Here is a 12,656-nt window from a genome sequence, read left to right on the forward strand (position 1 = left end):
CCAGGCCATCTTCCAGACGATTGGGCCATTCATCTTTGAAAGGAGTTTTGTCTGTGGAGCGCGGACGTCATCGTGTTGGGAATGGACCGGGCCGACACGTTACAGTCGCCATCCTGAGTTCCGTCTCAGATCAACTCGTTGCCAGGTCGGTTCGTCCAGTGCTGCGGAAGCACGATCGGTCCGATGGTGACGCGCTGAGACAGTCGGCCCGTATTCGTGGCCGGTAATCTGGACCGCTGTCGAATCCAATGGGGCACCGGTAAATGCAGATTTCAAAACGCCTTGGTATCGCGGTGTCGTCGCTGTTGGCTGTGCTACTGGTCGCGGGTTGCGCTACGCAGGCGGAACCGGCGGGAGACCGCGTGCTGATCATGGAGCAGCGGGGCATTCCCTACGCTTGTGCCAGAGACGACGAAGCCGGTAGGCGGGCCATGGAAGATGTCGCCGCGCGCTTCAATGTCCGACTCAGCATGATCGATGCGGGCAGCGCCAGGCCGCTAAGCGGGGCGACCGTGGTTGTAACCAGCGCCGAGGGCAAGGCGGTGCTGCGCATTGTGGCTGGTGGTCCACGGTTATACATGCGACTTAAGCCAGGTGCGTACCGGCTCACGGTGGGATATCAAGGTCGTGACCAGATGCGCGACGTCGTCGTGTCGGACCAACCCCTGGACATGACGTTCCGATTCCAGGTCAACACGCTGGAAGATGACTGGCTACTTTGCACAAGTACGAGCTGTCCGTGCCGCTGAACTGAGCCGCCGCTCGGTACATTACTACCACCTGCATTGAGCCCCGGCGCGGGCACCACGACTCGGTCGCAAGGCTCGGCCCTGGGTTTGACGGCACTCTGAACGCTACCGCCCAAAAAAAGAGCCCGCGTGGCCGGGGGGCGACGCGGGCGGTGGCGGGGCTGGCGTCGCAGGCTCAGCCTTGCCCTTAATAATAACCATACTTGCAGAATGGTAATCCCCTCTTGAGTAGGGTATGAGAACAAGCTTCTTCCCCCTTGCACACTCACTCGGGTGAGTTAGAGCGCTTCGGCCAAATCCAAGTCATGCGGACATAAGTGCCGTAGCAATGCGAGGATAGGCGGCTTAATCGGTCGTACAGGATATGAATCGCTGCCGGTGTACTACCGGAGGATTGGCTTTACGAACTCTGGAGACACCACGGACTTTCTGGACGCACGTGTTCACGCTGGCGCGGGCGGCGCTACGGCGCTTATGGCCGGTCTCTGCCCTCGATTCACTTGTAAAGTCCGATTATTCCGCGTTACGCCGAACGTGATTTCCGTGCTCGACGATTCGAAAGGCATCGGGCACACCAATCTCGTCACCTGTTGGGCACGAATGGTCTATTGCCCGGTACCTCGGTGGTCAGCATGCGTGCATGATTCGCGTTTGCTGTGTACCGCTGTTCAGCATTTTTCGCGAAACGAAAACGGTGCTTCGCCGGCCAGTTCCTACCGCCAAAGGGTGCGCAGCGCCTCACGCACCGTACGGATTGCCGGCTCGTTCTCACGCTCTTCCGGATAGATCAGAGCGAGGTTCGAATCGGCGCTGTAGTTCCCCACGAAGACCAGTTCGCCGGCATCCTGTGCGGCCAACGCAAGGTCTTCGCGCAACAGCCCAAGGCCGACGCCGGCGGTGACCAACTCGCGGATCATCAGCTCGTGGTCGGCCAGCACCGACTCGACCGGCGCGATGCCGGCACGTGTGAGGATTTCGCTCAGTAATTCCTCATGCGCGCTGTGCGGCGTCATGCGAATCCAAGGCAATCGCGTCAGCTCCGCCGTCGAGTTGGTGCGCGCCTCCCAAGCCGCCGGCGCAACGACGCGGAACTTCAGCGGCGTCAGCACGAGCATGCCGGTGCCCTTTGGCGCCGTGCGCGCGACCATGATCGCTGCGTCGATTTCCGATGCCTGCAGCGCCGTCCGTAACCAGGGCGTACGTCCGACCTGCAAGTCGATTCTCAGCGCCGGACATTGCCGGACCAGCAGCGCCAGCAGCGGCCCGATGCGAAGCATTGCTGGATCGAGCATCACGACGCCGATGCGCAGGTTCCCTTCGATTTGCCCGTGGAGCGCCTTCGCTGCATGCAGGAAGTCGCCAAACGCTTCCAGCGCCTTCTCGGCGCGCACCAACAACTCGTGCCCGGATTGAGTCAGCACGACGGAGGATTTCGTCCGGTCGAACAGTTGCAGGCCCAATTCCTCTTCCATCTGACGCAGTTGCCCACTGACGGCAGGTTGCGTGACGTGCAGTGCCTCGGCCGCCCGGGTGACGTTGCCGAATCGCGCGACTGTGATGAAGGTGCGAAGTTGCCGGATGTCCATGGACTGTTTGACGCGCCAGCCCCCAGTGAGGCGCGGCTTATGGAAGTCATCAGGAGATGTGATTTCCGCCCGGAGGGTGCGGCAATTATCCTGCATTCGACCCGGAACGACAATTCAGTGACGCGCGGCAGCCGGGCCTATCACAACAGACAGGAGACATGCATGACCAGCACCCCCAGCATCAACGACATCGCGGACACCCCGCGCGAGCGAAGCGATTCCCTCTGCGACCTCAGCGCCACGGACGCGGTCCGGCTGCTCAAGCGGCGCGAGCTGTCACCGCTGGATCTGGTTGACGCCGCCATCGCTCGCATCGAGGCGGTCGATCCTGTTATCAATGCCTTGCCTATCCGACGTTTCGAGTCGGCGCGCGCGGCCGCACGTGACTTCCCGAAGCCGGACGCAGCGACCTGCGAGGCGCCCGGGTGGCTTGCCGGCCTGCCGATCGCCGTCAAGGACTACAACGACCTGGCGGGCGCGCCCACCACCTACGGCTCGCCGATCTACGCCGACAACTTGGCTGCGCGCTCCGACCTCACGGTGTCCAACCTCGAAGGCCGGGGCGCCATCCCCGTCGCCAAGTCCAATGTGCCCGAATTCGCCGGCGCCAATACCTTCAACACCGTCTTCGGCGCCACGCGCAATCCCTGGGACCCGAAGCTCTCGGCGGGCGGCTCCTCCGGAGGCTCTGCCGCGGCCCTTGCCGCGGGAATGGTCTGGCTCGCCACAGGCAATGACCTCGGCGGCAGCCTCAGAATTCCGGCCAGCTTTTGTGGGATCGTGGGCATGCGGCCGAGCGTCGGCCGGGTGCCGCGTCCATCTTCCGTGATGCCGTACGACCCGCTCTGGGTCGAGGGCCCGATGGCACGCAGCGTGGCGGACGTCGCACTGATGCTCGACGCCCAGGCCCATTTCGACATGCGTGATCCGCTGTCGTGGCCAGCGCCGATGACTCCATTTGTACGGGCAATTGCCGAGCCACGCGCGCCGGCGCGGGTGGCGTTCTCAACGAACCTGGGCGTCGGAAAGGTGGAGGCCGAGGTTGCCTCGCTTTGCCGGAATGCGGCATTGCGGTTCGCCGACTTCGGCGCGGATGTGGATGCCGCGCATCCGGACTTTACAGGAGCATTTGAGTCCTTCCAGTCCTTGCGTGCCAATCTCGTAGCCGCGGTGCGCGGGCCGCTGCTCGATGCATACCGCCCGCAGATCTGTGACGAGATCATCTGGAACATCGAGAAGGGCCTGAATCAAACCGGTGCCGACGTTGCCCGCGCCGAACGTCTGCGCGGTGAACTGTTCCAGCGCGTGGCCGCGTTTTTTCGAGATTACGACGTCCTCGCGTGCCCGACGGTCGCCGTGGCGCCGTTCCCGGTGGCGCAGCGATTCCCAACGGAGATCGATGGAGAGCCGCTGCAGTCGTACATCGACTGGATGTACTTGACCTTCGTGCTAACCCTGACCGGCTGTCCGGTGATTTCGATCCCGGTCGGCCTGACAGCGGACGGCCGACCGGTCGGGCTTCAGCTTATGGGCCGTCCTCGTGGCGACTTCGATCTGCTCGGTGCGACCTACCTGCTGGAGCAGTCGCTGGGGATGGGCTTGCCGACTCGGCGCGCCGGGATGGCGGTGGGCCAGCATGCATAGAACGGAAGGAGATGCAGCCATGTCACGACAAGAGGAAATTGCCGCGGCCACCCCTGTGCCGCGGGATTCACAGGCGGGTGGCGCCATGATCGGCAGCGCCGCTCCCGATACCCCGGCACTTGAACGGCTGGCGCTACGTGTGACCCGCTGGTGCGAAAAGTGGTATCCGGACGCCTACGTGTTCGTCGCACTGACCGTGGTGGCGGTTGCGTTGGGCGCGATGACTATCGGTGCCACGCCGGGCGCGGTGTCGGTCGCGTTCGGGAACGGCTTCTGGAGCCTGATCCCTTTCACGATGCAGATGGCGATGGTCGCCATTACTGGCTATGTCATCGCCAGCTCCCCGCCGATAGCGCGGCTTGTCGAGCGAGCGGCCCAGGTGCCGCGAAACGGGCGCTCAGCCGTCGCCTATGTAGCGTTCATCAGCGTGGTGGCGTCGTTGCTCCACTGGGCTATCAGCCTGATCTTCGCCGGGTTGCTGGCAAGGGCACTGGCGCGACGTACCGATCTGCGCATGGACTATCGCGCGGCCGGAGCTGCGGCATATCTCGGTATTGGCGCGACCTGGGCGATGGGGCTCAGCTCATCGGCGGCTCAATTGCAGGCGAACCCGGCAAGCATTCCACCGAGCTTGCTACAGATTACCGGGGTGATTCCGTTCAGTAAGACCATCTTCCTGTGGCAAAGCCTGGTCGTGACGGCGGTACTGCTCATGGTATCGACGCTAGTCGCGTACTGGACCGCGCCGGGGCCGTCGCGCGCAAAGACTGCTTCCGAGCTCGGTGTCGTCATAGAGCCAGCCAAATGTTCCGCGCTGGTCAGCAGGCGTCCAGGAGAGTGGCTGGAACACAGCCCGATACTGACGATCGCGCTCGTGGCACTGGGGACGGGATGGGTGTGGCATGAGTTGTCCGGCAAGCCGCTGCTGGTGGCGATCTCGGGTCTGAATACCTACAACCTGATTTTCTTGCTGGTCGGAATGCTGCTGCACTGGCGACCGCGCAGTTTCCTTGATGCGGTGGCGAGGGCGGTACCGGCTACTGCCGGGGTGCTCATCCAGTTCCCCCTTTACGGCGCAATCGCCAGCATGATGACCACGGCGCAGGGGCCGGACGGCGCATCGTTGTCGCACCATCTTTCGACGCTGTTTGTCGGCATTTCGTCAGCCGAGAGCTATCCGTTGATGATGGGCGTCTATTCGTCCGTGCTAGGCTTCTTCGTGCCGTCCGGTGGGGGGAAATGGATCATCGAGGCGCCGTACGTCATGCAGGCTGCCAATGACCTCCATGTCCACCTTGGCTGGGCCGTGCAGATCTACAACGCCGCGGAGGCGCTGCCCAACCTCATCAATCCATTCTGGATGCTGCCGCTGCTCGGCATCCTCGGCCTGAAGGCTCGCGACCTCGTGGGCTTCACGTTCGCGCAATTTCTTACTCACACGCCGCTGGTACTGCTCTTGCTGTGGGCCCTGGCCGGAACCCTGCAGTATTCGCCGCCTGTGCTGCCGTAGTGCAAAGGCCCGTGCGCAGCAGCACAAGCGCACGGGGCCGGCCGGCCAGGCATTGCTTCCGCAATCATGGGGCAAATCCGTTAGTCGGGAGTGCTCAGATCGTCGGACCGCCGAAGACTTGCAATGATACGTTCCGCGATTGCCGATGCTGATCGCGTAGTTGATCTGCGTTGCACCGCGCCTGGTAGACCGGAATGAGGTGGCGCGCCGGTGCATGGGCGACCCATTGAGCGGGGACGCCTCCGCCAGTGGTGGTGGGATGGTCAGCCTTCTCGATCCATTTGAGCCACCCTCCCCGTTTGGAGGTGAAGACGGGGCTAGTGGATAAGCGAACTAATGGCGGAATCGAAGATGAATTTCAGTCGAGGTTCGCTGGACGAGCAAGTTCGGCACGAAGGGGGATGTCGAGTTCAGATTCGTCGTGTTCGGGCATGGCTAGCCTGGGGCATGTCGGGATAAAGTCGAATTGAGTCCGTCCAGTTTGGACCCGCAGCGCGGATTGTGATAAGGAAAACGCATCACAAGGTTTGCCCTGCGAAGCTAAGCTGCGGCGCGCCCGATGGAAAAGCTGGTCGATTCCAATATGCGCGGGATGTGTCGCGCCACCGACGGCGCGACCAAGATGACTGGTCGCAACGACCGAGTGTGCGTCATGCCGTGGTGAGTCGCTCCTTTGCCAGCCGTGTGCCTGCTGCCAGTGCTTCCAGCTTGCGCCACGCCACGTCCCGCGCCATCGGCGCCAGGCCGCAATTCGTGCACGGGAACAGCCGCTCCTTTGGCACGAACTCCAGCGCCCGGCCGATGGTGTCAGCCACTTCCTCGGGTGTTTCAATCACGTCGCTGGCCACATCGATCACGCCGACCAGCACGTCCTTGCCGACCAGCAGGCTCATCAGGTCGGGCGGCACATGGGAGTGGATGCATTCCAGGCTTACCTGATCAATGCTGCTGCGGGCCAGTGCGGGGAACACCGCTTCATACTGGCGCCATTCGTCGCCCAGGGTACTCTTCCAGTCGGTATTGGCCTTAATGCCATAGCCGTAGCAGATGTGCACCGCCGTCGTGCAGGTCAAGCCCAGAGCCGCGCGCTCGAGCGCCTGCACGCCCCAGTCGGCGGCGTCTTTCATGTAGACATTGAAGGCGGGCTCGTCGAACTGGATGATGTCTACGCCGTCAGCCTGAAGCGCCATGGCCTCCTGGTTGAGCAACTCGGCAAAAGCGAAGGCCATCTTGACCTTGTCGCCGTAGAAGCGGTCCGCTACGGTGTCGACGAGGGTCATCGGGCCGGGCAGGGTGAATTTCAGCTTCTTCTTCGTGTGCGCTCGCGCCAACTGCGCCTCGAAGTCATGCACTCGGCCCTTCAGGCGCAGAGCCGACACCACCTGCGGCACCATCGCGTCGTAGCGGTTGTCGCGGATGCCCATCTTCACCTTGTTCTCGAAGTCGATGCCCTCAACCTGCTCAAGAAAACCGTGCACGAAGTGCTGTCGCGATTGCTCGCCGTCGCAAACGATGTCCAGACCGGCGTCTTCCTGGGCCTTGATCCACAGCAGGGTTGCATCGGCCTTGGCCTGGCGCAGTGCATCGCCTTCAGCCTTCCACTGAGGCCAGAGCTTGTTGGTTTCAGCCAGCCAGGCGGGCTTCGGCAGGCTGCCGGCAATGGAGGTTTCAAACATCTGAGGATTCCTTTCAAACAATGATGGGTGTGACGAACGTGCGTCGGGACCGCTTCTTCATGAAGAGTGGTTTGTGTATTGGGGCTGGTCAGAGCGAGGAATTGGCAGCCCACTGTTCAAGGACGCCCTTGTACGGCTTGATGAGGTGCTCCTCCGCAAACTTCCCCTGTTTCACAGCCAACTGGCTGCGTTCTTCCCGGTCGTAGACAATCTGCGTCAACGAGTAATCCTGGTTCTTCAGGCTCGGTTGATAGAGATTCCCTGCTGCAGAATTGGCGTTGTAAATTTCGGGACGATAAATCTTCTGGAAGGTTTCCATTGTGCTGATGGTGCCGATCAACTCGAGATTCGTGTAGTCGCCCAGCAGGTCGCCGTGAAAGTAGAAAGCCAACGGCGCAACGCCATTCGGAGGCATGAAAAATCGAACCTTCATCCCCATTTTTGCGAAGTATTGGTCGGTCGAGGACAGCTCATTCTGTTGGTACTCGACTCCCAATATGGGGTGCTGGTTCCCGGTCCGCTGATAGGTCTTGCTGGTCGACGCGCTGATACAGATGACAGGCGGCTTGTTGAAGCACTCCTTGTAAGTGCTTGAGTTAGCAAATTGCTTGAACAGCTTTCCATGCAAGTCGCCGAAATTGTCTGGCGTGCTGAAATCCGGTCGATTGACGTTGTGCTCTGGAAGTAAGACGCTGAAATCATAATCGCGCACGTAGGAGGAGAAATTGTTTCCCACTATACCGTCAATGCGTTTGTTCGTTTTCTTGTCGAGAATGCTGGTCTTCAGTATCTCGATCAATGGAAATACATCATTGCTGATTTTGGTCTCAATATTCATCTCAACGGAGATGATCTCGAGTTCGACAGAGTAGCGATCTCCCGTCGGATTGTCCCAGTGCGCCAGGTCATTGAATCGATTGTCAATCATCCTCAGCGTCTTGCGCAGGTTCTGCTGTCGACTGTTTCCCCGGGCCAGGTTGGCAAAGTTGGTGGTTATGCGCGTGCTGTCCGATGGGTGATAGTTTTCATCGAAGCAAATGCTCTTGAGTTTAAAGGTAAGCTCGTTGTTCATTGCGATCTAGTGACCTAATTTCTGAGAAAAAACGATTCTTGTTTCAGGCCACAACCACTTCCTCGGCCAGAGAGGGCCTGGCCTGGCGCGCCAGTTCGACCAACGGCAATGCCCGTTGAACAGCCAGTCTGGCCCGCTCGATCACGGCCTCGTCCTGCAGGCAGTAGTCCACGAAGTCCTTGTCGGTCGCGTAGACCCCCAACGGCAACGTGCGTGCCTGGAAGAAGCTGAACAGCGGCCGCAGTTGGTGGTCGATCACCAAGGCGTGGCGCTCGCTGCCGCCGGTGGCAGCCAACAGGACGGGCTTGTCGATCAGGGCGTCCTGATGAATGAAGTCGAAGAAGTGCTTGAACAGTCCCGTGTAGGAGCCGCGAAAAACGGGCGTTACCACAACCAGCACGTCAGCTTGCTCGACCACTGCAAGTTCCTGCTCCACCGTGCCGGATAGTTGGGACCTCCAGACCGCGCCAGCAAGCAGAGGTGCAATTTCTCCCATTTCGATCAGGCGCTGTTGGCATGGGACTTCGTCGGCGATCAGGTCCAGCAGGTGCTCTGCCAGGAATGCAGACCTGGAGGGGCGTTGCAGTCCACCGGAAACCGCTACTACACGGAGTGGATGTGTCATTTCTGCTTTCATGGATTGATATGCGCGGCGCCGAATGGGGAGGATGCTATCGGCGGCAATCCATGATGTAAAATGGTCTTATTTCATAAATTCATGAATGTGAGTCATTCAAATGCTTGAGCGTATTCACCTCAGCATCGTTCAGCAGGTCGAGAAACAAGGGTCGTTGACTGCCGCCGCTGGCGTGCTGAATCTGACCCAATCGGCTCTGAGCCACAGCGTGAAAAAGCTGGAGCAGCAACTGGGCACCGACGTCTGGCTACGCGAAGGGCGAAGTCTGCGACTGACACAGGCCGGTCAGTACCTGCTGGCGGTGGCGAACCGGGTGCTGCCGCAACTGGACCTGGCCGAAGAGCGCCTGGGCCAATTTGCGCAGGGCGAACGCGGAGCGCTGCGCATCGGTATGGAATGCCACCCTTGCTACCAGTGGCTGCTCAAAGTGGTTTCTCCCTATCTGGCTGCATGGCCCGATGTGGAGGTGGACGTCAAGCAGAAGTTTCAGTTTGGCGGGATAGGGGCGCTCTTCGGCTACGAGATCGACCTGCTGGTCACGCCTGACCCACTTTTCAAGCCGGGGCTGAAGTTCGAACCAGTGTTCGACTACGAGCAGGTGCTTGTCGTGCCCAGAGGCCATGCGCTGGCTTCGGCGGCCTATGTGAAGCCCCAGCAACTGACCCAGGAGGTGCTCATCAGCTACCCCGTGGACATCGAGCGCCTGGACATCTACAACCAGTTCCTGTTGCCAGCCGGTGTCACACCCAGGCGCCATAAAGCCATCGAAACCACCGACATCATGCTGCAAATGGTAGCAAGCGGGCGCGGTGTGGCTGCGCTACCGCGCTGGCTGGTCGAGGAATACGCAGCCAAAATGGACGTGGTGCCCGTGCGGCTGGGCGCGCGCGGTATCGCCAAGCAGATCTTCCTAGGGGCACGCGAGGCAGATACTGGCATCGACTACGTACGGTCCTTCATTGAGCTGGCACGCCAGCCTGCCCCCACCATCACCCTTGCACAAGGAGCCAACTGAAAAGTTTGGCAAGATTCTTTGACGCTCGAAGAACCAAGGCTCGCTGGCAACATCATCACCGATACAGTTTTCGTACTGAACCGCGCCCCCGGCGGGGTAACTGAATCGACCAGCTTTTTATAGATAGCTAGACCTATCAATTGTCGAAGTTGTCTTTGCCGCGCTGGTACCAATGTCTGCTATTGATGTCAGCAGACATTGGCATAGAAGAACTGAACGGCTGCTGCCAGCCTGAAGCCGCCAGACAGACAAAGATGCTGATCGACTGCTTCTGGCCGCTCTCGGTCCTTCGCCTATCCGGGCACGGGCCTTCTGACGCCAAGGGCAACTACCGACCCACTACTGTCGTCCGCCCCTGTACGACTCCGGCGTCAGCTTCCGAAGGACAGCGTCACTGAGCGCTTCTCTGGCATTGCGGCACAGCAATAACCCGGGCGGCCCCCGCGATCTTCTAAGTTAGTTCCCCTACGCTGCCACATAGTGAGCGGCCCCGAACAAAGTCCCTCACATCTGATTTCAATAATATGAAATTCTCATCATATGGAGTACCGCTTGACCCCGCTGCGGAGTGGGTGGCATTCCACCCTCTCCGCCCTTCCTGCCCGCCGCAGCGTCCCCCGGTGCTCGGCGGGTCTTTTTTTTGAAGCGGGCCTGCCACCCAGACGACTCTCTAACAGAGGTAGGGCCTCTTTTTGTTGCGGACACATCACATCTGTAGTTCCATCCCGATTCAGATATACGCCGGCACGAACTCCTTCTATTGCCGGAAACCGATACTGCCGCCGCCTCTGATCGACCCAGCGGTCTCACGAGGTCACAGGAAGCCGCCATTCATTTGTTACACGGTTGGAACAGAATCCCGTCCGGACGCCGCGAATTGATCTATCAGGCTGTTAAAATTCGATTTGTGGTGTTAGATATGGAGCCACCTTTGAGGCCAGACCCGTTCGTACATCTTCCGAGGCTTCGGGATAGGCTGACACCTCCGGATAAGTCTGAGTATCGCGCGACACCGGAAGTCCTTGCATCCTGGGACGAACGTGCCCGCAAGCTTGGCCTCCCCGCGAATTGGCGCCGTTCAGACGAGAGACTCGAAGAGACGCGGCGCGCTGTTCTCGGAGAACGAGACACTGGTGAGGACCTTTGGGTATATGCCTTCGGGTCCCTGATGTGGGATCCCGGCTTGTACTTTGCAGAGGTCAGACTAGCGGACGCAGAAGGGTATCAGCGTCGCTTCACCCTCAAAACGACCATTGGCCGAGGCTCACCGGACCGGCCCGCTCTCATGCTCTCGCTGCAGCCTCAGCTCGGTTCCTGCAGAGGACTCGCTTTTCGTATCGCCGCCGATTTGGCGGAGGATGAATCCGCGATCCTTTGGAGACGAGAAATGCTTCTGGGTGGATACTCACCGCTCCTGCTCCCGATGAGCACGCCCCAAGGGGCAATCACAGCGCTTGTCTTTGCTACGAACACCTCGCACTCCAGATATGTTGAAGAGCTGCCATTCAGCGAGACTGCTAATCTCATTGCGAGAGGTTCTGGCGTCATGGGCACGAATCGCGATTATCTTGAGCAGCTAGCCGGCCAACTCAAAGCCCTAGAGATTGAAGATCAATACGTTCAACGCCTACTTGAGCGGGTGCGCAGCATTAGTGGCGTCTGAGAAAAGGCTCGCTTTATGCAATCCGCTGCTAACGCTGTTCGCGGCAGTCAACGGGGAGGGGAAGCTAGTCCAGTCCGCGCCGCGGACCTCGAACACGGGCTCGACGTCCGTTATTGGGATGAGATTCGTGTGGCTGTTCATGGCCGGTCTCTGCCCACATGTTGCGCACCCCGCGCCTCCGTTGACAGTTCTTTCACCCCTGCTGCTTCCAGCGGATACGGCCCCCGCCGGGTGCTCAAGACCTGCAGCGGCTACCGCCGCCCCCACCACCGGGTAGCCAATATCGTAGACGCCCCCTGCACGTGGTGTCACACCCCGCTGAGGTGCTGGCAATGTTCGCGAAACCAGCGGTCCAGCCCCTGCTGCGCGCCGGACCACGTCGGCATCCCGCCGACTGCGCCGGGCGCCAGACCAAGGCTTTCCCACGCCGACTGCAAGAGTTGATCGACAGGCCTCCAGAAACGCCCACCCAGATTCTGCGGCTCTAGAACAACGTCGTAGGCCGCAATCCATGCGCAAAGAGCCTGCCGGTCTTGCGCTGAGGGCAACTCGGTCGACTGCAGCGCCCGTGGCGGGGGCCGGCCAATCGCGGCCGCCTCCAGCCATGCGGCCAAGGCACCACCCAGCGGCTGCTCGGCCAGTATGGCCGACAGCGCGACGCCCCGGCGCAGGTCCGCGAGCAAGTACAGGCATGCGCGCGGCGGCGTCTGCCCGCGAAAGAGCGTGCAGTGGAGGGCCCAGGTACGGGCGGAGGGCGAATGGGGCGTCTGCAAGGACATGGGTGATACCTGGAGGGCCGCTTCCTATCGCAAGCAAAGTTTGCGCCGGTGGATATGTCAAGCGCTGACCACTCTGAAATGCATCGCTGGGTCCGCGTGGGCCCTGTTGCCGAGCCCATCTCACGCACTGCGGGTAGCGAGGGCGGGCCTTGCGCAGCACGCGTGTTGCGAGAGCCAGCGCCGGGCGGCTATTCCCGACCCATCTGGGTCATTCGAGTGCGCCATACCGTAGGTCAGTTTCCGATTGATTAGCAGTCATCCGAATCGCTGTGCCGTGCGTCGCACAAGTCATGAGCGGAGCCGTCGGTGACAGGGAGGAGCTTAT

At 60.7% G+C, this 12,656-nt stretch carries 10 protein-coding genes; 5 read left to right on the forward strand and 5 right to left on the reverse strand.

What is annotated here, in order from left to right:
• Positions 1 to 263: 263 nt before the first annotated feature.
• A complete protein-coding gene (locus ACIGJC_RS18455; protein ID WP_483713536.1) occupies positions 264 to 749 on the forward strand; it encodes a carboxypeptidase-like regulatory domain-containing protein in 486 nt (161 codons plus the stop codon).
• 713 nt (positions 750 to 1,462) lie between these two features.
• Here the strand turns inward: ACIGJC_RS18455 and ACIGJC_RS18460 are convergent.
• Positions 1,463 to 2,335 (reverse strand): LysR family transcriptional regulator, encoded by an 873-nt coding sequence (locus ACIGJC_RS18460; protein WP_483713537.1) that lies wholly within the window; start codon positions 2,333 to 2,335, stop codon positions 1,463 to 1,465.
• Between the two features lie 162 nt (positions 2,336 to 2,497).
• On the opposite strand from ACIGJC_RS18460, the gene ACIGJC_RS18465 reads away from it, so the two are divergent.
• The gene (locus tag ACIGJC_RS18465) at positions 2,498 to 3,979 is read left to right on the forward strand and encodes an amidase (RefSeq protein ID WP_483713539.1); all 1,482 of its coding nucleotides are present in this window, start codon (positions 2,498 to 2,500) and stop codon (positions 3,977 to 3,979) included.
• Between the two features lie 85 nt (positions 3,980 to 4,064).
• A complete protein-coding gene (locus tag ACIGJC_RS18470) occupies positions 4,065 to 5,489 on the forward strand; it encodes a short-chain fatty acid transporter (RefSeq protein WP_483714466.1) in 1,425 nt (474 codons plus the stop codon).
• A 650-nt stretch (positions 5,490 to 6,139) separates the two neighbouring features.
• Here the strand turns inward: ACIGJC_RS18470 and ACIGJC_RS18475 are convergent.
• The 3 genes from ACIGJC_RS18475 to msuE form a co-directional block, all read right to left on the reverse strand.
• Positions 6,140 to 7,165: a methionine synthase gene (locus ACIGJC_RS18475; protein ID WP_483713540.1), complete on the reverse strand. Its 1,026-nt coding sequence runs from the start codon at positions 7,163 to 7,165 to the stop codon at positions 6,140 to 6,142.
• Positions 7,166 to 7,253: 88 nt separating this feature from the next.
• On the reverse strand, positions 7,254 to 8,237 hold the full coding sequence (locus tag ACIGJC_RS18480) for a DUF1852 domain-containing protein (protein ID WP_483713542.1): 984 nt from the start codon (positions 8,235 to 8,237) through the stop codon (positions 7,254 to 7,256).
• 43 nt (positions 8,238 to 8,280) lie between these two features.
• Positions 8,281 to 8,862: an FMN reductase gene (msuE, locus tag ACIGJC_RS18485; RefSeq protein ID WP_483714468.1), complete on the reverse strand. Its 582-nt coding sequence runs from the start codon at positions 8,860 to 8,862 to the stop codon at positions 8,281 to 8,283.
• 112 nt (positions 8,863 to 8,974) lie between these two features.
• Here msuE and ACIGJC_RS18490 point away from each other — a divergent pair, with 112 nt between their 5' ends.
• Entirely contained in the window at positions 8,975 to 9,889 is a 915-nt protein-coding gene (locus ACIGJC_RS18490; protein ID WP_483713543.1) for a LysR family transcriptional regulator, read from the forward strand.
• Positions 9,890 to 11,057: 1,168 nt separating this feature from the next.
• Positions 11,058 to 11,552 (forward strand): gamma-glutamylcyclotransferase, encoded by a 495-nt coding sequence (locus ACIGJC_RS18495; protein ID WP_483713544.1) that lies wholly within the window; start codon positions 11,058 to 11,060, stop codon positions 11,550 to 11,552.
• Between the two features lie 308 nt (positions 11,553 to 11,860).
• On the opposite strand, the gene ACIGJC_RS18500 is transcribed toward ACIGJC_RS18495, so the two are convergent.
• Positions 11,861 to 12,331 carry a hypothetical protein gene (locus ACIGJC_RS18500; protein WP_483713545.1) on the reverse strand — a complete coding sequence of 157 codons (471 nt, stop codon included), beginning with the start codon at positions 12,329 to 12,331 and terminating at the stop codon, positions 11,861 to 11,863.
• Between the last annotated feature and the right edge of the window lie 325 nt (positions 12,332 to 12,656).

The organism is Cupriavidus sp. C3SS-1, from assembly GCF_057073755.1.

Coding starts and splice junctions, on each gene's coding strand:
- ACIGJC_RS18500 (WP_483713545.1), bottom strand. CDS start 12,331: ATGTCCTTGCAGACGCCCCATTCGCCCTCCGCCCGTACCTGGGCCCTC.
- ACIGJC_RS18480 (WP_483713542.1), bottom strand. CDS start 8,237: ATGAACAACGAGCTTACCTTTAAACTCAAGAGCATTTGCTTCGATGAA.
- ACIGJC_RS18490 (WP_483713543.1), top strand. CDS start 8,975: ATGCTTGAGCGTATTCACCTCAGCATCGTTCAGCAGGTCGAGAAACAA.
- ACIGJC_RS18455 (WP_483713536.1), top strand. CDS start 264: ATGCAGATTTCAAAACGCCTTGGTATCGCGGTGTCGTCGCTGTTGGCT.
- ACIGJC_RS18475 (WP_483713540.1), bottom strand. CDS start 7,165: ATGTTTGAAACCTCCATTGCCGGCAGCCTGCCGAAGCCCGCCTGGCTG.
- ACIGJC_RS18495 (WP_483713544.1), top strand. CDS start 11,058: ATGTGGGATCCCGGCTTGTACTTTGCAGAGGTCAGACTAGCGGACGCA.
- ACIGJC_RS18465 (WP_483713539.1), top strand. CDS start 2,498: ATGACCAGCACCCCCAGCATCAACGACATCGCGGACACCCCGCGCGAG.
- ACIGJC_RS18460 (WP_483713537.1), bottom strand. CDS start 2,335: ATGGACATCCGGCAACTTCGCACCTTCATCACAGTCGCGCGATTCGGC.
- msuE (WP_483714468.1), bottom strand. CDS start 8,862: ATGACACATCCACTCCGTGTAGTAGCGGTTTCCGGTGGACTGCAACGC.
- ACIGJC_RS18470 (WP_483714466.1), top strand. CDS start 4,065: ATGATCGGCAGCGCCGCTCCCGATACCCCGGCACTTGAACGGCTGGCG.